The organism is Thomasclavelia ramosa DSM 1402 (assembly GCF_014131695.1).
In the GTDB taxonomy this organism is placed as follows: domain Bacteria; phylum Bacillota_I; class Bacilli_A; order Erysipelotrichales; family Coprobacillaceae; genus Thomasclavelia; species Thomasclavelia ramosa.
Genome location: NZ_CP036346.1, coordinates 2,732,657 through 2,757,995, shown reverse-complemented (window position 1 = coordinate 2,757,995; position 25,339 = coordinate 2,732,657). Strand labels below are relative to the sequence as shown.

The following is a 25,339-nucleotide window of genomic DNA, read 5'->3' as shown; positions in this document are numbered from 1 at the left end:
TAAATGTGGGGTGTATGAGATGAAAATTAAAAACTTTAAAAGAATCTATGTCGACATCGTGATATCATGTTTGATCATTGCTGTTGTCGCAACTTTTTTTGCTTTTAAATCTCAAACAATTTCACAAGAACAGGTTCTAAATACGTTATCAGAAATTTCTAGTCAAAGTGTAAATGTGATTGATAAAGAGATTCAAAAAAATGTTGCAGTTTTAGCAAATTTATCAATTTATATTAGCCAAGAGGATGCTTTTGATCCCGTCAAAATTATTAACAAAATAAAAAAAGTGAATGAAATTAATAATTTTAAACGAATTGGAATAATTGATGAGAGAGGACAGTCCTATACGACAGATGATAATAATATTTTATTAAATGAACAGCAAATGACCCGTTTTAATAAAGCGATGAATGGTGAAGTATCAATTACTGATACATTGCCGGATTTGATTGATGGTGAAGAAGTTAGTGTTTATACGTTACCCATAACCTTTGATAATGATCAACATTGTGTACTTTTTGGAGCTTATGCATCACGGTATTATAAAGAGACTTTATCGGTTTCTACATTTGATGGTTTAGGGTATAGTTTTATTATTAAGGAAAATGGTGATAAAATTGTAGATTCTTCTAACAAGACAAGCATTAAATTTTCTAACTTTTTTGATGATATTGGGGCAATTTCAAAAGAAAATAAAGAAAAGCTGGAAAATTTAAAACATAATATTAAAAATGAAAAAAGTGGATTTTTAGAGTATGATCGGACAGATGAAGCTAGATATTTGTATTACCAAAAGCTTGATGTTAATGATTGGTATTTGTTGAGTGTTATTCCTGCTTCGGTGGTTGATAATAATATTAATGGAATGCTTTTTTTAGGTTATATGATGCTAGGCTGCTGTTTATTAGGAATTTTATATTTAATTACTCGAATTGTATTGATGTATCGTAATAATCAAAAACGTTTAGAAGAAGTGGCACTAGTTGATGAGGTAACGGGATGCGGTTCATATACACGCTTTAGACTGGCTGGTGGTGATATTTTAAAATCTACCAAATCTAAATATACAATGGTTTATTTCAATATTTTGAAGTTTCAGTATATTAATGATTTATATGGCTATGATGAGGGTAATCTTATTTTAGTGAAAATAGCTAAAATTTTAAATAATTTGTTGCAGGAAAAAGAGTTTTGTGCACGAATTCAAGCTGATCACTTTGTTGCTTTATTACAATATGACTCTGTTACACAGTTGAAAAAGCGGGCAGAGTATATGATTAAAAATATGGAAAATGCAATTAACAGTAATGATGAAGCAGCTTATCGAATTAAAATGATTGTTGGGATTTATTTAATTGAAAATTATAATGATCGAATTGAATCAATGGTTGATCGAGCCGCAACTGTGATTCGTGATGAAAATCGCCATGAACTAGAGAATTGTAATTTTTACAATGATAACATTCGTCAAAGAATGTATAAAAATAAAGAGTTGGAAGACTTGTTTGAGGAAGCCTTGCATAATCATGAATTTGAAGTTTATTTTCAGCCAAAATATAGTACAAAGAAAAAAAGACTTTATGGAGCTGAGGCGCTGGTTAGGTGGAAAAGCAGTAAACTAGGATCGATAAGTCCTGGAGAATTTATACCGGTTTTAGAACGCAGCAGTAATATTATTGAATTGGATGAGTATGTTTTTGTAATTACGTGTAAGCAGATTCGTAAATGGCTTGATGATGGTCTTGAGGTTGCTCCTATAGCGGTAAATGTTTCGCAATTACATTTATATCGTCAAGATTTTGTTGAAAGTTATCTAAAAGTAATTGATGCTTATCAGATACCCTATAATTTAATTGAATTAGAGATGACGGAAACAAGTCTGTTTGATAATCGTGATATTTTAAAAGATATTCTCAATAAATTTAGGAAATTAAAGATTACAGTATCTATGGATGATTTTGGTTCAGGTTATTCTTCAATCATGATGCTCGAATCAATGCCAATCGATTGTTTAAAAATTGATAAAACAATGATTGATGATTTGGAGGTCAATTCAAAGGCTAAAGAAATTTTGAAATCGATTATTAGTTTAGCTCAATCTTTAGGGCTAGTCGTTGTAGCTGAAGGTGTAGAACAGGCTGGACAGTATGAGGAATTAATTAGAATGAAGGTAGATTATATTCAGGGATATTATTGTGCTCGACCGCTGCCATTAGATGAGTATGAGAAAATTTTAAAATTAAAAAAGTAAAAAGATTCAATTATTTTAACGTAATTTTTTGAATTTTTTTAGAAATTTCTAAGTTATGATTATTGAAACTTAAAAAGTCTTAATAATCATAAAATCTCATTGATTTTTAGCTGGAAAAAGCATAAGATAGTTCGTGAATATAGAAAAATGGATTTAAAGATGGGAGAGGGTGATAGCATGAAAAATCGAATTATATCAGTTGTTTTAAGCTTCTTTGTCATAGTAAATATAATTTTAATTGCTTGTGCCTTCAATGTTACCCCCCTAACGATCAAAAGAGATACATTTGTTTATGAATATGGTAGTGAAATATCGACTAAGCCGCAAGATTATATTAATGCTAATGAGGCAATTTTATCACAAGTTATTTTGAATTTTTCGAATTTAAAAAATGAAATTGGTGAATATAAAGTATCTGCTACATATTTAGGTGTTGAATATCCTTTTTATATAAAGATAGTTGATACAACTAAACCAGTTGTAACATTAAAAGCATCTACGTTTAATGTTCATTTAAATACTGAAGTATATGCAATTGATTTAATTGAAAAGGTTGAGGATAATTCAGATATAGCTGCATATTTTATTGATGAAAATGGTGAGAAGTCAACACATAAAGTGTTCACTGAAAAAGGTTCTTATGTTGAAAGGATAATTGTTGAAGATCAGGCAGGAAATCAATCTGCCAGTTTACGAGTTAAAATAGTAGCTGGACAAAATGGTAATAATCCTACTCTTACAGGAATTGATGATATTGAGGTATTAAAAAATAGTAAATTTAATCCTCTTGATGGAGTGAAAGCTACTGATGGTAGTGGGAATGATATTACTAAGAATATAAAAATTTTAAAAAATAATGTTAATACAGATAAAGTTGGTGATTATGAAGTAATTTATTCAATTACAAATGATAAGGGACATAATCTCCAAAGAACAAGACGCGTTAGTGTCATTAAAACAGAAAAGGCAGGAGAATAGATGATAACCAATGCTATTATTATCATATCGATTATAATCTTTATTTTAATTAATTTTATTGATAAGAGTAATTATGATAAAACCTCTTTAGCGATTAAATACGGGGCTTTTTATATGCCGCGAATTGAAGTAAAAAAAGAATATTGGCGTTTTATTACCGCTAATTTCGTTCATATCGATATTATGCATATTTTTATGAATGTATATTGTATTTATAATCTTGGCCATTTTTTTGAATACTTATTAGGAACGGGCGCATATTTATATCTAATCTTCATAAGCTGTCTTGCTACTAGCGGAGCTTGTTATTATCATGGTAAAAAATATGCTTATGCATATAATACTGTGACTTTAGGAGCTAGTGGGATTTTTTATGGTTATTTAGGTGCAATGATTGCTTTAGGAATACTTGTAGGCGGTTATTTTGATTATATGTTGCAACAATATATATATGTGATTTTAATTAATGTAGCTTTTACATTTTTCAATCGTCAGGTATCAAAGGCGGGACATTTTGGAGGTCTGGCAGGTGGCTTTTTAGCAACTGCAATGTTGATTGGTTGTGGTGTATGGCACTTTTAGTTGATGGTGATGCTTGTCCTGATTTACCAGCAATTAAAGATTTAGCTTGGAAATATCAGGTTGAAATGACGGTTTTTGTTGATTATGCTCATTTTATACAGGATGATTATTTTAGAACTATTCTATGTGAAGTGGGAAGTGACAGTGTTGATCTAGTTTTATTGAAACAGGTTCAAGCAAATGATCTTGTTATTACTCAGGACTATGGTCTAGCAAGTTTAGTGTTATCAAAAGGGGCTAAAGTTTTGCATATTTCAGGAAAAGTAATTGATGATAATAATATTGAAGAATTATTAATGAGTCGTTATGTATCAGCTAAACAACGAAAAAGTGGTAGGCGGACACGTGGACCAGCTAAAAGAACTGATGAAGTAAGAAATCAGTTTTTAAAACAATTAGATAAAATATTGATACAGGCATGAATTATTCTGATGATTTGTGCCTTTTTATTTTAATGTTCATCAATTTAATGTATAATTAATATGATAATATTGTGATGTAAAAAGGGGTGGTTTGATGAAAACACTAAAAACAATTTTAGTATTGTTAATTATGTCAATGCTGATCAATATCATCCCAATTAAAGCAGCCTCCCGAACTGTTAAAGTTGCTTATCCAATTCAATCTGGATTAACAGAGATAGATGAAGATGGATTATATTCCGGCTATACTTATGAATATTTAAAAGAAATCTCTCGATTTACGAATTGGAACTTAGAATTTGTACGCTTAGAAGGCACAGTAAATGAGCAGCTGTCAAGCGCTATGGAAAAGGTCAAAACAGGCGAGATTGATTTAATGGGTGGGATGCTCTATATTGATACCTTAATCAATGATTATGATTATTCGGCAACCAATTATGGCATGGGAAATATGGCTATCTATGTTAATTCTAATAATGCTGAAATCAATGATACTAGTATATATTCTCTTAAGAATTTAAATGTTGGAGTTGTTTCAACTAAAAAGGAAACTAATGTTAATTTAAAAGATTTTGGAGATATTAATGGAATTAATATTAATCAAATATTTTTTGATAATACCCCAGATTTATTAACATCATTAGAGAGAAATGAAATAGATGCTATGGTATTATCAGATTTATCAATTGAAGAAGGTAATTATCGGGTCGTAGCACGTTTTTCGCCTCGTCCATTTTATTTTGTAATGACAAAAGGAAATCAAGAACTGATGTCAGAGCTAAATGAAGCGATGACACAGTTAAATAAAGAACAGCCTAATTATATGAGCAATCTTCATGAACGTTACTTTTCTTTAGCGAACCGTAATTTCATTCTTACCGAAGCTGAGAAAGGTTTTGTTGCAAATAATTCAAAAATTGATGTTCTTATATTGGGTGGGAAAGCCCCAATCCAGTATTATGATGAAAAAAAAGGCAAGGTTGTAGGAATTACCGTTGATGTGCTTAATTATATTGGAAAACTGAGCGGTTTGAAGTTTAATTATATTTATGCCAATGATATTGATGAATATAATAAGCAGATTGAGACGAAGAAACCAATGATTATTGGTGGGGTGTATAATAGCAATCCAGAAAAATATATTACGACGAAAGCTTATTTAGATTCAGCGATGACGCTAGTAACTAATAAAAATATTAATGCTAATGAGCTAGACGGTAAACAGGCAGCAATGATTTATGATTCTGAAGTTGATAGTGCCGCAGTTGGAGATAGTAGTAACAAAGTTAATTATTATGGAACTCAGTTAGAATGTATCAAAGCGGTAGAAAACGGCACAGCTGACTATACGTATATAAATAATCATGTTGCCTTGTTTTATAATAGTAATTATGATTTCAAGAATATTAATATTATTCCTCAAGGGAATTTAAGAAATCAAGGCAGTTATTTTGCAATTAATACAGGTGTTGCGGATGAGCTTTTAGATATTATCAATAAAGGAATTGATGTCGTATCTTACAGTAAGATTGAAGAAATTATATTTACTAATGCCAGTACCAGTGAAAATGATGTTACTTTCTTTGACTATGTTGAAAATAATCAACTTCAAGTAGCTACTTTTACGCTTATGGCAGTTGCCATTATTGTGCTGTTTTTCTTGATTTGGCGTAATTATATAAATAAACGTAATAATGAAAAGATTTTAAGTGAGTATAAGCGTTATCAACAAATTAGTGAATTTTCTCATGATTGCTTTGTTGAATATAACATTGCAACTGATACCCTTGTTTTAATGGGAGGTGGAGCCAAACTGCTTTCAAAGGAAACGATTATTAAAGATTTTTTAAAGAGACCAATTTCTAATAAAGATACTTTAGAAATGAGTCTACGTAATTTGACGGAATGTGAGAGTGAGGAGTTTGTTAAATTTATTGATGGGAAAAAACGTTGGTTAAAGATTAATTTGCGTCCGATTTTTGATTTGAATAATAAACCGACACATATTATTGGAAAGGTTATTGATATCCATTCTGAAAAAGAAGAACAGTTATTATGGCGGGAGCTGGCTCAAAAAGATAGTTTAACAAAAATTTATAATTCTGCAGCTTGTCGTGAAAAGGCAGAAGAGTTTTTACAAAATAATACAGCAGCCCAAGTTGCTTTGATAATTATTGATATTGATAACTTTAAATATATTAATGATACTTATGGACATTTATGTGGTGATATTGTCCTTCAAAAAATAGCTCAGGCATTATTGGAAGTGAGCCATCCTTTAGATATCTTTGGACGGGTTGGTGGAGATGAATTTTTAACATTAATAAAATATCCTAAGAGTATTGAAAAAGTAGCTGAGTATTGTCAAAATATGATTAAATCAACTTCAAAAGTAGAATACCAGGGGACCCATATTATTACAAGTATTAGTGTTGGTGCCGTAGTTTCGAGTGTTTCGTTGTCTTATGATGAATTATATAGATTGGCAGATGATGCTCTTTATCGTGTGAAAAACAATGGTCGCAATAATTATTGTATTATTGATTATGATAAAGAAAATACCAGTTCGTAAAAGAACTGGTATTTTTATTTACCGCTGTCACCATAGTTTTTTAAAACTCGAGCACTGGGATCATCAACATTACAGTTTTCCCAATCTTTATTTGGCATCCAAAAGTCTTTGACCCATTTTGCTTGCCCCGGATAAAACGATTCAAAAATATCACGGTATAAGAGAGATTCTTTAGTAAAAGGTGTTGCAAAAGCATATTTTTCTTTAGCTTTAATAACATCTTCATCAGTATATAAAGTAGCTGCATATTCTTTTAAATAATCAACCATTGAATGACCAACAGCGTCTGAAAATGCGGCCTTTTCCCTAAATAAAATTTCATCAGGTAAATAATCCTGATTTTCAAAAGCATGTCTTAATAAATATTTTCCTTTATTATAGATATTCATTTTCTTAGCTGGATCAATACTCATTGAATAATCAACAAAATCAATATCTGCAAATGGAACCCGTCCCTCTAAAGCGTGAGCAGAGATACAACGATCAGCTCTTAGAACATCATACATATATAATTCTTTAATTCGCTTTTGTGCTTCTTTTTGAAATTGTGATGGATCTGGTGCAAAATCAGTATATTTGTAGCCAAATAACTCATCGCTTACTTCACCGGTTAGAATAACTTTTAAATCAGTTTTTTCATGAATATATTTACATAATAAATACATTGCCATACTGGCTCTGATCGTTGTGATATCATAAGTTTCTAAATGAAAAATAACATCTCTTAAATTTTCTAATAGATCTTCCTTGGTCATAATTACTTCTGTATGATCAGTTCCTAAGTAATCAGCAACTTGTTTAGCATACTTTAAATCAATAGGATCAGTATCCATACCGATTGCAAAGGTTTTGATTGGTTGATCATTTAAACGTGCGGCAATCGCACAAACCAAGGATGAATCTAAACCACCGCTTAATAAATATCCGATTGGAGCATCGCTTTGCAATCTTTTTTTCACTGCTTTTTCTAATTTGAGGCGTAAATTTGTTGCAATTGTTTCTAAATCATCGTTATTGATCGTTTTAGGATTACTTAAATCATTATAACAAATAAATTTGCCATCTTCATAATAATGCCCTGGTGGAAATGGCATTATTTCTTGGCATAAAGGAAATAATCCTTTTGCTTCTGAAGCAAAGCAGATCTTACCGTCTTCTTTATGATATCCATAGAACATAGGGCGAATTCCCATTGGATCACGTGCAGCTAAAATTTTATCCTTTTTGGCATCATAGATTACCATTGCAAATTCGGCATCTAAAAATTTACATAATATCTCTATCCCGTATTTGTGATATAGCGGAATCAGTACTTCACAGTCACTTCCTGACTTAAAAGTATAGTCCGTTTCTAACATAGCTTTTAAGCTATGATAGTTATAAACTTCACCATTGCAGACAAGAACACAATCCTTATAGACAAAAGGCTGATTACCTTTTGATGACAAATCCATAATTGAAAGACGGTTAAATCCCCAGGTTATACCGTTGTTAATGCTTACATGTTGATGATCAGGACCACGATAAGCAGCCTGATTTAATGCATCATTGAATACTTGTAATTCTAATTCACTACTTCCTACTACTAAAAAACCGCACATAATTTGTTTCCCCCTTAAAATTATTGTTGCGAGAATATAAAAACTCGCCTAAAGAAGCGAGTACCGTATAACTAGAAAAGGAATTTATAGTTACATGGTACGGAAAATACTTCATAGAGTACTCGATACCCGCCAATAGTAACGTTACTGGTAACGTTCTAGCCTACTTGCATAATGCTTTCGGTAGACAGCTCTTAGGTGTTCTTCATAAACTACTTCACTATCAGGCTTGCACCGTTCCCTGATTCGCTAAAGCTTCTGTAGATTACTACTCTCCTCGTCATTGCTTTTAATTACTTTATAGTAATTGAAAATAGTATATATTATTTTTTTATTAAATGCAATAAAAAAGCTTCAATACGATAGAAAAAATTGCAAAATAATAAAAAACCATCATCAGATGGTTTTACAAACATCAATCCATTCTGCTTTAATATAGCTAGAAAGTTCATCAATCGTTAATTCAATAGCACTGTTAGAATTGCCGCAGGCAGGAAAAACTGTTTGAAATCGCTTAAGTGATTCATCAAGATAGATAGTAACATCAGGATTAACGCCAAAAGGGCATACTCCCCCAATATCATGACCGATGATTGGCAATACTTCATCGCGTGCGAGCATTTTTGCTTTGGTTTTAAAGGTTTCTTTGTATTTGCGATTATCGATTTTAACATCACCAGCAGTAACAATCAAAATCGCGCGTTCGTTGATTTTAAAAGATAATGTCTTAGCAATACGTTCAGGCGCACAGTTTAAAGCTTTAGCAGCAAGTTCAACAGTAGCACTAGAAACATCGAATTCGATAATATCTTGTTCCCGGTTGAATTGTTTCAAATAATTTTTAGCTTGTTGTAGTGACATGATGCAACCTCCTTATAAATTAAAGCAATTCTACCATAATTATTAATATTTTCAAGCAAAAATATTGAGATGATAATAAGACTAATTTATTATTGATTTGAGACTAAAATAGGTTATTTTAGGGTTATAATACTAGTATCAAATATTATCTTTAAATATATTTGACAAAATAACTATCTTTTAATAAACTTTGATTATATTGAGAGGTAGAAAAATGACGTATAAATTAATTGCATTAGATTTAGATGGTACTTTGAAGAGTACTGATAAACAAATCTTACCAAAGACAAAAGCCATCTTGCAGGAGCTGGCAAAAAGAGGTGTAGTGATTGTTTTGGCTTCAGGTCGTCCAACTGCTGGATTGTATGCAGAAGCTAATGAGCTGGAATTAGATAAAACAGGTGGCTATTTACTATCATTTAATGGTGCTAAGGTTGTTGATTATAAAACAAAAGAAATCATATATCAAAAAGTGTACGATGCTAAAACGGCACATCAGGTTTATGAGCGAGCGAAACAGTATAATTTGGCGGTAATGACTTATACTGATGAATTGATTCTTACAGAAGATGAAACCGATGAGTATGTTTGTATTGAAGGCGATATTAATCATATGCCAATCAAACATATTGATAATTTTAAAGATGCAGTGAATTTTTCTGTAAATAAAGTCTTATTAACGGCAAAGCCTGAATATGCTGAGACAATACTTGATGAGTTTAAGGCACCATATGGTGATTCTTTAAGTATTTATCGTTCAGCACCATTTTTCATTGAAGTGATGGCGCAAGGAATTGATAAAGCGGCTTCATTGCAGGCTTTAATTGAGCGTTTAGGAATTAAACGAGATGAAGTAATTAGCTTTGGTGATGGTTATAATGATTTGAGTATGATTGAGTTTGCAAAATTCGGTGTAGCAATGGCCAATGCAGTTGATGAAGTAAAAAAGAGAGCGGCTTATATCACTTTATCAAATGATGAAGAAGGAATTTATGAGTGCTTAAAGATGTTAAGTGAAAAGGGTGAAATTTAATGTTACCAAATGATATTAATATGCTAGTGAGTTTTTTAAATACTAAATTACGTGATGATGATATGTCATTGGCACAAATATTAGAAATTAATGATGCTAATGAAATTGAAATCATGGAATTATTGGATGTGAATGGATATTATTTTGATGAAAAAATTAACCAAATAAAAATTAAATAAGGCAGATCAATATGATTTGTCTTTTTTTATGATTATATTTTTAATCATCTGATATTATTAAAGACAATCTTTTACTTTTTAATGATAAATGCTATAATGTAATTTAATTAAGGGGGACATGTCAAATGTTGAAGTTAGAAGATTTTAAAGCCGCAAAGCAAAGAGTTGATGAAGTAATTTTAGAGACACATTTAATTCATAGCGATGCTTTTTCAGCTGAATGTGGTAATGATGTTTATATCAAACCAGAAAATTTACAAAAAACTGGTGCTTTCAAGATTAGAGGTGCCTATAATAAGATCGTGAAATTAGATGATGAAGCTAAAAAGCATGGATTAATTGCATCTTCAGCGGGAAATCATGCTCAAGGGGTTGCTTATGCAGCTAATAAACTAGGAGTTAAGGCAACTATTGTAATGCCTAGTCATACACCATTGATCAAGGTTGAGGCAACAAAGGCCCATGGTGCTGATGTGGTTTTAGCTGGCGAGGTTTATGATGATGCTTACGCTAAGGCAGTTGAACTACAAGAAAGTGAAGGGTATACTTTTGTCCATCCGTTTGATGATGAAGATGTTATGGAAGGACAAGGGACGATCGCATTGGAGATTCTTGAAGAATTACCAGATGCTGATATGATTTTAGTACCAATTGGTGGCGGTGGCTTAATTTCGGGGATTGCTGCAGCTGCTAAATTAATTAAACCCGATATTCAAATCATTGGGGTTGAACCTGAAGGAGCGGCAAGTGCTTCTGCAGCTATTCAAGAGGATCAGGTAGTTTTATTGAGTGAGGTTAATACGATTGCCGATGGTACAGCTGTGCAACAAATTGGCTCTAAAACGTTTAAATATATTAAAGAATATGTTGATGATATTGTTTTGGTCAATGACTATGAATTGATGGAAGCATTCTTGTTATTAGTTGAAAAACATAAGCTGGTAGCTGAAGGTTCTGGGATTTTAGCTTTAGCAGGATTAAAGAAGCTAAAAACTAAAGGGAAGAAAGTTGTATCATTGATCAGTGGTGGAAATATTGATGTGTTAACTATTTCGTCTATGATTAATAAAGGACTTATTTCAAGAGGACGAATTTTTACTTTCTCTGTTCAATTACCTGATAAACCAGGGCAGTTGGAATTAGTATCGAAGGTTTTAAATCAATGTAATGCCAATGTAATTGGTGTTGACCATAATCAGTTTAAAAATTTTGCTCGTTTTTCTGAAGTAGAATTAAGAGTAACAGTTGAGACTAATGGTAATGCGCACATTCAAATGATTATTGATGAGTTTAATAAACTTGGGTATACAATTACTAAAATAAATTAATATTTTTACATAAGGGTAGGCAGCAGCTTATCCTTTTTATCATATTTATTTTTATAATATGAAAATTAGAAATATTGAAGGGATTAGGCTTTTATAATGAAGATATATGATTTATTTATATGAATAAAAGGAGAGTGATTTAATAATGGAGAAATGGTGGCAAAAGGAAGTAGTTTATCAGATTTATCCTAAAAGCTTTAAAGATAGCAATGGTGATGGAATTGGTGATTTACAAGGAATTATTGAGAAATTAGATTATTTTAGTGATTTAGGGGTAACGAGCCTATGGTTATGTCCAATTTATGCTTCACCAATGGATGATAATGGTTATGATATTAGTGATTATTATGCAATTAATCCTATGTTTGGAACAATGGAAGATTTGGATGAGTTAATTAAAAAAGGAAAAGCACGAGGAATTAAGATAATTATGGATTTAGTTGTAAATCACACCTCTGATGAACACCCATGGTTTAAAGCAGCAATCGCTGATCCGACGAGTAAGTATCGGAATTATTATATATTTAAACATGGAAAAGATGGTCGTGCGCCAACTAATTGGCGGAGTATTTTCGGTGGCTCAGTATGGCAAAAAGTTACTGAAGATGAATATTATTTTCATGCTTTTTCAAAAAAGCAACCATGCTTAAATTGGGAAAACCCTGTATTACGGCAAGAAATTTATCAAATGATCAACTGGTGGTTAGATAAAGGAATTGCAGGATTTAGGGTGGATGCCATTAATTTTATTAAAAAGGATCAACGTTATCAAGATGGTGAGCCTGATGGTGAAGATGGATTAGTGTCTTGTATCCCTTTTGCGCGTAATCAGCCAGGAATTGAAGTTTTCTTTAAGGAATTAAAGGAGAATACGTTTGCTAAACATGACTGTATGACAATTTCTGAGGCTTATGGGGTATCATATGATAAATTAGGTATCTATATTGGTGAAAATGGATGTTTTGACAGTATGTTCGACTTTAATTACTCTAATTTTGATATTGGAGATAATGAGGAATGGTTTATTCGTAAAGACTGGACTGCAAAACAATTTAGAGATTTACTATTTACTTCACAAGTCGAAGTAAATAAAGTAGGCTGGGTAGGAACTTTCCTAGAAAATCATGATCAGCCGCGTTCTTTAGATAAGTTGATTGTAAATAAAGCAGATCATGGTTATTATAGTGCTACAATGATTGCTTCAATGTATTTCTTTTTAAGAGGGGTTCCCTATATTTATCAAGGAGAAGAATTAGGAATGGCAAATTGTGTTCGGCGATCTATTGATGATTTTGATGATATTAGTTCACATGGCCAATATCAAAGAATGCTTGAAGAAGGATTTAGTGAAAGTGAGGCATTGGCTCTAGTTAATAAACGCAGTCGTGATAATTCTAGAACTCCAATGCCGTTTGATGACAGTCAATATGCTGGGTTTTCTGATGTTGAACCGTGGTTAGCGTTAAATGAAAGTTATCCAGTTATAAATGTTAAGGCACAGTTTAATGATCCGGATTCAGTTTATAGTTTTTATAAGAAAATGATCTATTTAAGACAACAAAGTGTTTATAGTAATACTTTAACTTTTGGAAGCTTTATTCCCGATGAATGTGAAAATGATAATTTGATTGTCTACCAGAGAAGTTATCAAGGACAACTTATTGTCAATGTATGTAATTTTTCGAATCAAGAGCAGCCATTTATTTGTGCTAAAGAGCTTATTTTAAATAATTATAAAGAATATGATGGTAAAGTATTGAAACCATATCAAACGATTATGTATCTTGAAGAAAATAAATAAAATATGATAAAAGAGATTTCATTCAATGAGATCTCTTTTTTGTTGGAGGGAAATGTGAGATATTATTGTCGTTCTCCTTGTCAGAGTGTCATTATATTAGTGATATAAATCAACAAAGGAGCAGAAAGATGAAAAGAAAATTAAATCAATATATTCGAAAGTCACTGTTAGTTGCAGTGACTTTTATTTTGGTGTTTTGTAATGCTGTAACTTATGTCAATGGACAGCAATATCAAATTAGTGCAGGTGAGAAAATTAAATATCCTAGCTGGTTTGACAGTAGTGGAACCTGGTCAACACGAATGTATACTGTAGATGGAAAAATAGCATATTGTTTAGAAGCAAGCAAACATTCACCAGGTAATGGAACTGTAGGAGAAGGAAGTTATGTAGATAATGAAAATCTTCAAAAAGTACTTTATTATGGCTATGGGGGTCCTGCTGATACACTATCAACAGATGGTGTAACTAGTGTTGAAATGGCATATCTGTTAACTCATATTGCCGCAAGCTATTATTATGCTGGAGATCTTCATGGTGTTGACTTGGAAAAACTACGTGGCTGGGGCTGGGCAGAATGGATCGAAGCAATCCCTAATCGTCCTGCAATTCCTAAAGGAGAGATTGGATTTTCAAAAAATAGTTTGAAAATGTATCAAAAAGATGGTAGGCAGCGGAGTGAAGAAATTACGGTAATTGGTGATGCTGATGCTACTTTAACGATGGTTTTAGACAAAGACATGGAATTACATAATTTAACGACAAATCAAACAGTTACTGGGACGGTACAATTAAGTAGTGGTCAAAAATTCTATTTATCGTCTCCATTAACCAAACGAGACAATTATAACTGGTCGAGTGGTTCTTTGATGGGAACAACGAATAGTTATTATCGACCTTTAGTTTTAACGATTGACGATGAAACCCAAACGATTGGAACAATGGTTTTAGGGAATGGAGAAACCAAACCAACTAGTTTGCAAGTAGAATATTTACCAGTGGGGAGTTTGAAATTAATCAAAACAAATGAGGATAAACAGATGCTAGATGGGGCGGTATTTAATTTGAAGGGGAAAAATAATGATTATAATCAAGATCATGTGGTTAAAAATGGCGTATTACAAATAGATAATTTATTAGTTGGAGATTATATCTTAACGGAAATTAAGACACCAGCCGATCATGATAGTCTTAATAAGGAATACACTGTTACGATTAAAAGTAATGAAGTGACTACAAAAACAATTGTCAATGAATTGATACCAGTCGGTAAATTAATAATCAATAAGAAACTAGAAGGACATTTAGATGATTTATCTGGAATTGAATTTAAGATAACTGCTAAGGAGGACATTAAAGATATAATTACAGGGACAGTTCTTTATCGAGCTGGTATGCCAATTGGTCAAAATCAAGGAATTTATATTACAGATCAAAATGGACAAATTATTATTGATAAGTTACCGATGGGAAGTTATCTTATTAGTGAGGTAAAGACTTTACCGGGATATGTATTTGATGATACTGTTTATGAAGTAGCTTTTAATAAAGAAGATAGGGTTACCAAAGAATACCAGTATACTTTAAATGTAGAAAATAAATTAACACAAACAACAATTTCTAAAATTGACGCTCTAACTAAGCAATTATTACCAGGAGCAACATTAGAACTATATTTAAAGGATGGAGAATCATTGAGTTTGATTGAACAATGGGTATCAACTGATGATGCACATTTAATCAAGGGGCTGTTAGTTGATTGTGAATATGTTTTAAAAGAGGTCAAGGCTCCAGCCGGTTATACACTTGCGCCGGAACTTACGTTTAAAGTTGAGAACAGTGAGAGTATAAAAGAAATAGTATTTGAAAATCAGCATATTCCTGTGGTACCAACTGGTGATATAAGCGATTATAGTGGTTATGCTGGAATTGCATTAATAAGCTTTATATTCTTTTTAATTTTTACAAAACAGAAACGTAGAATATTATAAATATGACGAAAGCCCCAGTTAATGGGGCTTTTAATTAAGCTATTAAAATGAAATTATTACCAATATTTATTGATAGTCATATTTAAATCAACGTTACCATTGATTCCTCTAATTTGACCAGTTTCACTATATTGTAAAATATGATATTCTTCTTCTAATACTGGAGTATCATTATAACGTGCTTTCCATTTAATGTAAGAATCTAGTTTTTTATCAGTTAATTTAGTTGTCCACCAGTGATGATTAGCATAGATTCCTTTTTTATTTTGATTTTGAATGTTATCTAAAAAAGTTGTAGCTACGATTGTTAATTGATCATTTGTTAAAGCCCCTTGAAAAGTTTCATCTTCTAAATCAATAAAAACCCCAAGTTCGGGAACTCTTCCATCTAGTAAATGATTAACATATTCAGCCTCTTTTTTTGCTTGAGTAGCTTCAGTGGCTAAAGAATAATAATATACACCGTAAGGAATATTTAAATTTTGACATTGCTTGATATTTTGTTCAAAAAGCGGATCAACTTTGGTTTTGGTACCATCAGTTAGAGAAGTATAGCCGCAACGGATAATCACAAAATCAATTTCTTGACGAGCTAACTGCAAATTCACATTATTATTCCATTTAGAAATATCAATACCAATATATTGGCCGTCTTTAGCTAATCGATCATTATGATTAAAGACTAATATACCAGTAACAATTAAACTAAATGATAAAGCAGATACGATGATTTTGATTAGATTACGTTGCTTTTTAAATCGCTTAAATAAAAATGGCAGTAAACAAAATATCATAATTAGTAAAATAACGATACTATGGGTCAGATACTTTGGTAAATATTGTTTATAATATAATGAACATGAAAAAAGAAGGGTACCAGCAATAAAAAGAAAAATAATATTTTTTTGACTAAAAATTTTATTTTTAGTTTTCTTTTTCATGATATCACCTCGACAACTAATTCTAACATAATTAAAAATAGTTGTCGATTGATGCTTATTGATGATTTTGTTTTTCAAGTTCTTCAAGAATTTGATCTAATTTATTATGAAGATCCTGAATAATGATTTCAGTTTTCAAATTTACTTTATAATCATTTTCGTTTCTTTGACGATCTTTTTGCTCTTGACGATTTTGCGACATCATAATAATAGGTGCTTGAATCGCAGCAATACATGACAAAATCAGATTTAAAAGAATAAAGGGATAAGGATCGAGGCTATCTTTAGCAAGGATATTATAAATCATCCAGGAAATTAGTAATATAATAAAAATAATGATAAAAGTCCAACTACCACCAAGATGAGCAATTTTATCAGCAATTTTTTGTCCTAGTGTTTCATCCTTACCATCAGGTAAAGCAACTGTTTTTTCAAGAACAAGATGAATTATTTCTTCATCCTGCATATCATCACGAACATTTTCAATGATTTCATTTATTATTTTAGTGTGTGTTAAATTTTTCATTAAAACCATCCTTTTATATAGTATTTACAGCTTGTTTTGTTTTAAACGCAATAACTAGATTTTAAATAAAAATATGGATTTTGAAGAAGGTTTCTTACAATGATAACTAATTATAAATTTGTTGAATAGTGTCATTTAGTTTTGTATACTAATATGGATAAAGTTATGAAGGAGTGATTATGATGTTTAAAGTATTTGGTGAACGCATTGTTAAGACTATTACTGATCATTTTCAATTCTTTTATATTTCTATTTTTTATAATTAACATATCATTTACTTGATATGTTTTTTTGTGAAATTAATCAAGATTATACGGAGGAACAAAAATGCCAAAAAGAGAAGATATTAATACAGTATTAGTAATTGGTTCAGGTCCAATTATTATTGGTCAAGCTTGTGAATTTGATTATTCAGGAACTCAAGCGTGTAAAGCTTTAAGAGGGTTAGGTTATAAGATCGTGTTAGTGAACTCAAATCCTGCAACGATCATGACAGATCCGGAAACTGCTGATGTTACTTATATTGAACCATTAAATGTAGAACGATTAACACAGATCATTGAAAAAGAAAGACCAGATGCGTTACTTCCTAACTTAGGTGGGCAATCAGCATTAAACTTATGTTCTGAATTAAATGAGGCTGGTGTTTTAGAAAAATATAACGTTCAAGTATTAGGAGTTCAAGTTGATGCGATTGAACGTGGTGAAGACCGTTTAGAATTTAAAAAAGAAATGGATAAATTAGGCATTGAAATGGCTCGTAGTGAGGTTTCAACAACTGTTGAAGAAGCCTTAGCAATTGCTGAACGGTTAGGTTATCCAGTAGTTGTGCGCCCTGCTTATACTATGGGTGGTGCCGGTGGTGGACTGGTATATAACGTTGAAGAATTAAAAACAGTTGTATCTCGGGGGTTACAAGCTAGTTTAGTTGGTCAATGTTTAATCGAAGAATCTATTTTAGGTTGGGAAGAATTAGAAGTTGAAGTTGTTCGTGATGCTAACAACAACATGATCACAGTATGTTTCATTGAAAATATTGATCCATTAGGAGTTCATACTGGAGATTCATTCTGTAGCGCTCCAATGTTAACAATTAGCCAAGAAGTGCAAGATCGTTTAAAAGACCAAGCATTTAGAATTGTTGAATCAATTGGTGTAATTGGAGGGACAAATGTTCAATTTGCTCATGATCCAGAAACTGATCGAATCGTTGTTATTGAAATTAATCCAAGAACATCTCGTTCATCAGCTTTAGCATCAAAAGCAACAGGATTCCCAATTGCTTTAGTTTCAGCAATGTTAGCGGCTGGTTTGACTATGGAAGATATTCCTTGTGGTAAATATGGAACTTTAGATAAATATGTACCTGATGGTGATTATGTTGTAATCAAGTTTGCACGTTGGGCATTTGAAAAATTCAAAGGGGCTGAAGATAAACTTGGTACTCAAATGAAAGCTGTTGGGGAAGTTATGAGTATCGGCAAAACTTATAAAGAAGCTTTCCAAAAAGCAATTCGTTCATTGGAAATTGGACGTTATGGCTTAGGGTATGCTAAAAACTTCAATAAGTTATCTAAAGAAGAATTATTACATATGTTAACTGTTCCAACTAGCGAAAGACAATTCATTATGTATGAAGCGTTAAGAAAGGGAGCAACAGTTGAAGAATTATTTGAACTAACACAAATCAAACATTACTTCATTGAACAAATGAAAGAATTAGTTGAAGAAGAAGAAAATATAAAATCATACGAAGGTAAAGAATTACCGGCTGAAGTACTAAAACAAGCAAAACAAGATGGATTCTCAGATAAATATTTAAGTCAAATTTTGAATGTTGAGGAAAATGTAATTAGAGAAGAAAGATTAGCTAATAATATTAATCAAGCATGGGAACCAGTACACGTAAGTGGAACAAAGGATAGTGCTTATTATTATTCAACATATAATGCTGAAGATAATAGCGACATTCATCACGATAAAAAGAAAATTATGATTTTAGGTGGTGGACCTAATCGTATTGGACAAGGAATTGAATTTGACTATTGCTGTGTTCATGCTGCTTTAGCATTAAAGAAATTAGGATTTGAAACAATTATTGTTAACTGTAACCCTGAAACTGTATCAACTGACTATGATACATCTGATAAATTATACTTTGAACCACTAACATTAGAAGATGTTTTAAGTATTCATGAAAAAGAAAAACCAGTAGGTGTAATTGCACAATTTGGTGGACAGACACCACTTAACTTAGCTGCTCAATTAAAGAAAAATGGTGTGAATATTTTAGGAACAACACCAGAAACTATTGATATGGCAGAAGATCGTGACTTATTTAATGCAATGATGGAAAAATTAGAAATTCCAATGCCTGAATCTGGAATGGCAGTAAATGTTGAAGAAGCATTAGAAATTGCTAAAAGAATCGGCTATCCATTAATGGTAAGACCTTCTTATGTTTTAGGTGGTCGTGGAATGGAAGTTGTTTATGATGATGAAAGTCTTGAACAATATATGAAAGCAGCTGTTGGGGTAACTCCTGATCGCCCAATCTTAATCGACCGTTTCTTAAATAATGCTATGGAATGTGAAGCTGATGCAATCAGTGACGGTGAAACTGTTTTTGTTCCTGCGGTTATGGAACATATCGAATTAGCTGGTATCCACTCAGGTGATTCAGCATGTATCTTACCCTCTAAACATATTCCTATCCGTCATTTAGAAACAATTAAAGAATATACAAAGAAAATTGCTAAAGAAATGAATGTTCGTGGTTTAATGAATATGCAATATGCAATTGCTGATGATAAAGTATATGTATTAGAAGCCAATCCAAGAGCTTCAAGAACAGTACCACTAGTTTCAAAGGTATGTAATATTAATATGGTAAAAATTGCGACAGATATTGTTACTCGTGAATTGACTGGGCGTCCTTCACCAGTACCAACTTTAACAGAAAAGAAAATTCCTCATATTGGAGTTAAACAAGCAGTTTTCCCATTCAATATGTTCCCGGAAGTAGATCCTGTTTTAGGACCTGAAATGCGTTCAACTGGAGAGGTATTAGGAATTGCCAGTTCATATGGAGCAGCTTTATATAAAGCTGAAGAAGGGGCGAAAACAATTTTACCAACTGAAGGAAAAGTTTTGATCAGTGTTAGTGACTTAGACAAACCAGAAGTTGTTGAGCTTGCACAAGGATATTATGATGCTGGATTTACTATTGTAGCAACAGGGAATACTTATAACTTGATCAAAGAAAGTGGTATTCCAGTAGAAAAAATCAAAAAAATTCATGAAGGTCGTCCAAATATTAGTGATGCTTTAACTAATGGTGAATTAGCAATGATCATTAATACACCTCATGGTAAACAAAGTGCTCATGATGATAGTTATATTCGTAAAGCTGCAATTAAAATGAGAATTCCATATATGACTAATATTGCTGCTGCTAAAGCATCATTAGAAGGAATTATGGAAATGAAAATTCATGGTAGTCATGAAGTTAAATCTTTACAAGAGTATCATTTAGCAATTAAATAAAATTTAAATTTAAGCTATTCCCACCAAAGTAGATAAATGAGATAATTTCACTAAATCTATGGAGGTGGGATTTTATTGTGTTTGTATCAATGATTTTTTATTATTAGGCTTGAAAATATTAATCTATATCAATAAATTTGACTCGTGATAATAAAAAAGTATAAAAATATCTTGAATATTCAAATGATTTCTACTATACTATACAAGAATAAGAAAGGAATGAGGCATATGTTGGTGTTTTTTAAAGAATTAGTAAGTGAAAAATTTGATATTATGAACTCATTTTTATATTTTTATTGTTATTAAACATATCAGTTATATTGATATGTTTTTTTATAGTAATTAAGGAGGATGAATGATGAAAGCATACTTAATTTTAGAAGATGGCAGTGTATTTGAAGGAACAAGTATTGGTGCAGTTAAAGAAGTAGTTAGTGAGTTTGTATTTAATACTTCGATGACAGGATATTTAGAAGTGTTAACAGATCCTTCTTATGCTGGTCAGTCAGTCGTAATGACTTATCCATTAATTGGGAATTATGGGGTTTGTTTAGAAGACCAAGAGTCAAGTAAACCACATGTAGAGGGATTTATTGTAAATGAACTAGCTAGATTGGGAAGTAATTTTAGAAAAAATATTGATTTAGAGGAATACCTAATCCAACATGATATTCCTGGGATTCAAGGAATTGATACTCGAAATCTAACGAAAATTATTCGTAATATTGGATGTATGAATGGAATGATAACAACAACTAAATATGAAAATCTTGATGAAGTAATGAAACGGATTCATGCTTTCAAAGTAACTGGAGTTGTGGAACAAACTACATGTAAAGAGTCTTATACAATTGGTACTGGAGATAAAAGAGTTGCTTTATTAGATTATGGAGCAAAAGCTAACATTGCTAAAAGTTTAGTGAAACGTGGATGTCAAGTTACAGTCTATCCTGCCAGTACGCCAGCGTCAGTTATTCTAAAAGAAAAGTATGATGGAATCATGCTTTCAAATGGTCCTGGAGATCCTGAGGAAAATGTTCAAATTATTGAAGAAATCAAGCTGCTTGCAAGTAGTCAAACACCGATTTTTGCGATTTGTTTAGGACATCAGTTAATGGCTTTAGCCCATGGTTTCAAAACTGAAAAGATGAAGTATGGCCATCATGGTGCTAATCATCCGGTTAAAGATTTAGAAACTGGTCGAGTATATATTTCTACTCAGAATCATAATTTTGTGATTAAAGAAGATTCAATTGATTCAGCAGTAGCAAAACCATGGTTTATCAATGTAAATGATAAGACAATCGAAGGTGTTACTTATCTTAAAGAAAATATTAAAACAGTACAATTTCACCCTGAAGCATGTGCTGGTCCATTGGATACTGATGCTTTATTTGAAGAATTTATAAAGATGATGGAGGGAAAATAGAATGCCAAAAGATAGTAGAATAAAAAAAGTATTAGTAATTGGTTCGGGACCAATTATTATTGGTCAAGCAGCAGAATTTGATTATGCTGGAACTCAAGCTTGTCGGGCATTAAAAGAAGAAGGGATTGAAGTAGTTTTAATCAACTCTAACCCTGCAACAATCATGACTGATAAGGATATTGCTGATAAGGTTTATATTGAGCCCTTAACCGTACCGGTTGTTAAAAGTTTAATAATTAAAGAACAACCAGACAGTATTTTGCCAACCCTGGGTGGTCAAAATGCTTTGAATATTGCGATGGCATTAGCTGATGAAGGTTTTTTAGAAGAACATAATGTTCAAACGATTGGGACTTCAACTAATACGATTAAATTAGCCGAAGATCGCTTAGAGTTTAAAACCCTAATGGAAAATATTAATGAACCATGTGCAGCCTCATTAGTTGTTAATCATGTTGATGATGCTTTAGAGTTTGCTAAAAAGATTGGTTATCCAGTTGTAGTACGTCCTGCTTATACTTTAGGTGGAACGGGAGGCGGAATCGCTTATGATGAAACAGAATTACATGATATCTGTTCAAATGGATTAAGGTTATCACGAGTTAGTCAATGTTTAATTGAAAGGTGTATTGCCGGATGGAAAGAAATTGAGTATGAAGTAATGCGTGATGGTGCTGGAAACTGCATCACTGTATGCAACATGGAAAATTTAGATCCTGTAGGAGTTCATACTGGTGACAGTATTGTTGTAGCGCCAAGCCAAACTTTATCAGATAAAGAATATCAAATGTTAAGAACCTCTGCTTTAAATATTATTACAGCATTAGATATTCAAGGTGGGTGTAATGTTCAATATGCGCTAAATCCCGATAGTTTTGAATACTGTGTAATTGAAGTAAATCCACGAGTTAGTCGTTCTTCAGCTTTAGCTAGTAAAGCTACTGGTTATCCAATTGCAAAACTAGCAGCAAAGATTGCTTTAGGGTACACATTAGATGAAATCATCAATGCAGTAACAGGGAAAACTTATGCTTCATATGAACCAACATTAGATTATGTCGTATGTAAAATTCCTAAATGGCCATTTGATAAATTTGTTGATGCTTCAAGGGAATTAGGGACTCAAATGAAAGCAACTGGAGAAGTTATGAGCATTTGCAATAATTTTGAAGGTGCGCTAATGAAAGCATTACGTTCACTGGAGCAAAATCTTTACTATTTGCATCTAGATGAACTTGATGGAAAAGATGTTGAATTTCTCCAAAAGAAATTAAAAGATGTTGACGATCAAAGAATTTTTGCGGTAGCAGAAGCATTACGCCAAGGAATTAGTGAAAAAGAAATTCATGATATCACAAAAATTGATTTATGGTTTATCGATAAAATCAAACATTTAGTAGAAGTAGAAAAGGAATTACAAAATAAAGAATTAAGTGGAGAGTTATTGAAAAAAGCTAAACGTTTAGAATTCCCAAATCAAGTAATTGCTAAGTTAACAGGTAAAACTAGTGATGAAGTAAAAAATATGTGCCAAGAAAATAAAATTAACGCAGTGTATAAAGTGGTTGATACATGTGCGGCTGAATTTGATGCAACAACTCCATATTATTATTCAGTCTATGGTGGAGTAAATGAAGTAAATCCAGCTGATGATAAGAAAAAAATAATGGTTTTAGGTTCAGGACCAATCAGAATTGGACAAGGAATTGAATTTGATTATTGCTCAGTTCATTGCGTTTGGGCTTTAAAAGAAGCTGGTTATGATACAATTATTGTAAATAATAATCCTGAAACAGTAAGTACTGACTTTGATATTGCAGATCGCTTATATTTTGAACCATTAACACCAGAGGATGTTGAGAATATTGTTAATATCGAACATCCTGATGGAGCAATTGTTCAATTTGGTGGTCAAACTGCAATCAAACTAACAAAGGCATTAATGGAGATGGGGGTTAAAATTTTAGGAACATCAGCTGACGATGTTGATGCAGCTGAAGACCGTGAAAGATTTGATGAGATTTTAGAAAAATGTGAAATTGATCGTCCTCGTGGTTCAACAGTCTTTACAATTGAGGAGGCTTTAGAAGTTGCTAATCGATTAAAATATCCAGTTTTAGTTCGTCCTTCATATGTTTTAGGGGGAGCAGGAATGGAGATCTGTTTAAATGATGGTGATGTAAAGAAATTTATGAAAATCATTAATCGTCAATATCAAGAACACCCAATTTTAATTGATAAATATTTAGCTGGTAAAGAAGTAGAAGTTGATGCTATTTGTGATGAAAATGGAATACTGATTCCGGGAATTATGGAACATGTTGAACGTGCGGGAGTCCATTCAGGTGATAGTATATCAGTTTATCCAACTCAAAAGATCAAACAGCATATTAAAGATACGATTGTTGAATACACAGGTCGTTTAGCTAAAGCTTTAAATGTCATCGGTTTAATTAATATTCAATTTATTGTATATGAAGACCAAGTATATGTAATTGAAGTAAATCCTCGTTCAAGTAGAACAATTCCATATATTTCTAAAGTAACAGATATTCCGGTGGTAGATGTGGCAACTCATGTTATTATGGGAAAAACAATTAAAGAACAGGGATATGAATATGGCTTAGCACCAGAAAAAGAAACAATTGCGATTAAAATGCCGGTTTTCTCTTTTGAAAAAATTAAGGGAGCTGAGATTAGTCTTGGTCCAGAAATGAAATCAACAGGAGAAGTGCTTGGAATTTCAACTGATTATGATGAGGCAATTTATAAAGCATTTATTGGTTCAGGAATCAATTTACCAAAGAAAAAGAATATTATTTGTACGATTAAAGATTCTGCAAAAGATGAATTTTTACCAATTGCAAAACAATATTATATGTTTGGTTATGATTTATATGCAACCGAAGGAACTTATAATTTCTTAAAAGAAAATGATGTACCAGTTAGTTTAGTGAATCGCATTAGTGCTAAAAGTAACACATTGTTTGATTTAATGTTAACAGATACTGTTGATTTAATCATTGATATTCCCACTCGCAATGATAACTTAAAAGATGGTTTCTTAATTAGAAGATTTGCTGTAGAAGCAGGAATTCCAATCTTTACTTCATTAGATACTGCTCAAGCATTGATTACTAGTTTAGAAAAACGTCATAAAGGGGATACTTCTTTAGTAGATATTACTAAACTAAAATAGTTTAAAACAGACTTAGTGAGATTGCATCATTAAGTCTGTTTTTTGTAAAATATAAACTTTGATAAGTAGTTTCTTGATAAAATTATGGCCAATAACATT

17 protein-coding genes are annotated in these 25,339 nt (G+C 31.8%); 13 read left to right on the top strand and 4 right to left on the bottom strand.

Going from position 1 to position 25,339, the window contains the following annotated elements:
- Positions 1-19 precede the first annotated feature (19 nt).
- From EYR00_RS13230 to EYR00_RS13210, 5 genes are all read left to right on the top strand, one after another.
- A complete protein-coding gene (locus EYR00_RS13230; protein ID WP_003537035.1) occupies positions 20-2,251 on the top strand; it encodes a bifunctional diguanylate cyclase/phosphodiesterase in 2,232 nt (743 codons plus the stop codon).
- 177 nt (positions 2,252-2,428) lie between these two features.
- A complete protein-coding gene (locus tag EYR00_RS13225; RefSeq protein WP_224209033.1) occupies positions 2,429-3,229 on the top strand; it encodes an immunoglobulin-like domain-containing protein in 801 nt (266 codons plus the stop codon).
- Positions 3,230-3,811, top strand: a complete 582-nt coding sequence (locus EYR00_RS13220; RefSeq protein ID WP_003537037.1) for a rhomboid family intramembrane serine protease — start codon at positions 3,230-3,232, stop codon at positions 3,809-3,811. It abuts the gene before it with no gap.
- Positions 3,799-4,233 (top strand): YaiI/YqxD family protein, encoded by a 435-nt coding sequence (locus tag EYR00_RS13215; RefSeq protein ID WP_003537039.1) that lies wholly within the window; start codon positions 3,799-3,801, stop codon positions 4,231-4,233. Before EYR00_RS13220 ends, EYR00_RS13215 begins: the two co-directional genes overlap by 13 nt.
- A gap of 94 nt (positions 4,234-4,327) precedes the next feature.
- Positions 4,328-6,805 carry a transporter substrate-binding domain-containing diguanylate cyclase gene (locus tag EYR00_RS13210; protein ID WP_003537041.1) on the top strand — a complete coding sequence of 826 codons (2,478 nt, stop codon included), beginning with the start codon at positions 4,328-4,330 and terminating at the stop codon, positions 6,803-6,805.
- Positions 6,806-6,819: 14 nt separating this feature from the next.
- Here the strand turns inward: EYR00_RS13210 and asnB are convergent, their stop codons facing one another.
- A complete protein-coding gene (gene asnB / locus EYR00_RS13205) occupies positions 6,820-8,406 on the bottom strand; it encodes an asparagine synthase B (protein ID WP_003537043.1) in 1,587 nt (528 codons plus the stop codon).
- Between the two features lie 396 nt (positions 8,407-8,802).
- The gene (locus EYR00_RS13200; RefSeq protein ID WP_003537045.1) at positions 8,803-9,267 is read right to left on the bottom strand and encodes a YbaK/EbsC family protein; all 465 of its coding nucleotides are present in this window, start codon (positions 9,265-9,267) and stop codon (positions 8,803-8,805) included.
- Between the two features lie 214 nt (positions 9,268-9,481).
- On the opposite strand from EYR00_RS13200, the gene EYR00_RS13195 reads away from it, so the two are divergent.
- From EYR00_RS13195 to EYR00_RS13175, 5 genes are all read left to right on the top strand, one after another.
- Complete coding sequence (locus tag EYR00_RS13195; RefSeq protein WP_003537047.1) at positions 9,482-10,300, top strand: Cof-type HAD-IIB family hydrolase; 819 nt, start codon at positions 9,482-9,484, stop codon at positions 10,298-10,300.
- Positions 10,300-10,479, top strand: a complete 180-nt coding sequence (locus EYR00_RS13190; RefSeq protein WP_003537049.1) for a DUF4250 domain-containing protein — start codon at positions 10,300-10,302, stop codon at positions 10,477-10,479. Before EYR00_RS13195 ends, EYR00_RS13190 begins: the two co-directional genes overlap by 1 nt.
- Before the next feature lie 125 nt (positions 10,480-10,604).
- The gene (gene ilvA / locus EYR00_RS13185) at positions 10,605-11,807 is read left to right on the top strand and encodes a threonine ammonia-lyase (protein ID WP_003537050.1); all 1,203 of its coding nucleotides are present in this window, start codon (positions 10,605-10,607) and stop codon (positions 11,805-11,807) included.
- Between the two features lie 145 nt (positions 11,808-11,952).
- Complete coding sequence (locus EYR00_RS13180; protein WP_003537052.1) at positions 11,953-13,608, top strand: alpha-glucosidase; 1,656 nt, start codon at positions 11,953-11,955, stop codon at positions 13,606-13,608.
- A 128-nt stretch (positions 13,609-13,736) separates the two neighbouring features.
- Positions 13,737-15,599, top strand: a complete 1,863-nt coding sequence (locus EYR00_RS13175; RefSeq protein WP_003537054.1) for a thioester domain-containing protein — start codon at positions 13,737-13,739, stop codon at positions 15,597-15,599.
- 56 nt (positions 15,600-15,655) lie between these two features.
- On the opposite strand, the gene EYR00_RS13170 is transcribed toward EYR00_RS13175, so the two are convergent.
- The gene (locus EYR00_RS13170) at positions 15,656-16,540 is read right to left on the bottom strand and encodes a GH25 family lysozyme (protein WP_040434247.1); all 885 of its coding nucleotides are present in this window, start codon (positions 16,538-16,540) and stop codon (positions 15,656-15,658) included.
- A 55-nt stretch (positions 16,541-16,595) separates the two neighbouring features.
- On the bottom strand, positions 16,596-17,066 hold the full coding sequence (locus EYR00_RS13165) for a DUF1003 domain-containing protein (RefSeq protein ID WP_008793046.1): 471 nt from the start codon (positions 17,064-17,066) through the stop codon (positions 16,596-16,598).
- 327 nt (positions 17,067-17,393) lie between these two features.
- Between EYR00_RS13165 and carB (EYR00_RS13160) the strand changes: the two genes are divergently transcribed.
- From carB (EYR00_RS13160) to carB (EYR00_RS13150), 3 genes are all read left to right on the top strand, one after another.
- Positions 17,394-20,612, top strand: a complete 3,219-nt coding sequence (carB, locus tag EYR00_RS13160) for a carbamoyl-phosphate synthase large subunit (protein ID WP_003537059.1) — start codon at positions 17,394-17,396, stop codon at positions 20,610-20,612.
- A gap of 358 nt (positions 20,613-20,970) precedes the next feature.
- A complete protein-coding gene (locus EYR00_RS13155) occupies positions 20,971-22,041 on the top strand; it encodes a carbamoyl phosphate synthase small subunit (protein WP_009300698.1) in 1,071 nt (356 codons plus the stop codon).
- A 1-nt stretch (position 22,042) separates the two neighbouring features.
- Positions 22,043-25,240 carry a carbamoyl-phosphate synthase large subunit gene (gene carB, locus EYR00_RS13150; protein WP_003537061.1) on the top strand — a complete coding sequence of 1,066 codons (3,198 nt, stop codon included), beginning with the start codon at positions 22,043-22,045 and terminating at the stop codon, positions 25,238-25,240.
- Positions 25,241-25,339 lie beyond the last annotated feature (99 nt).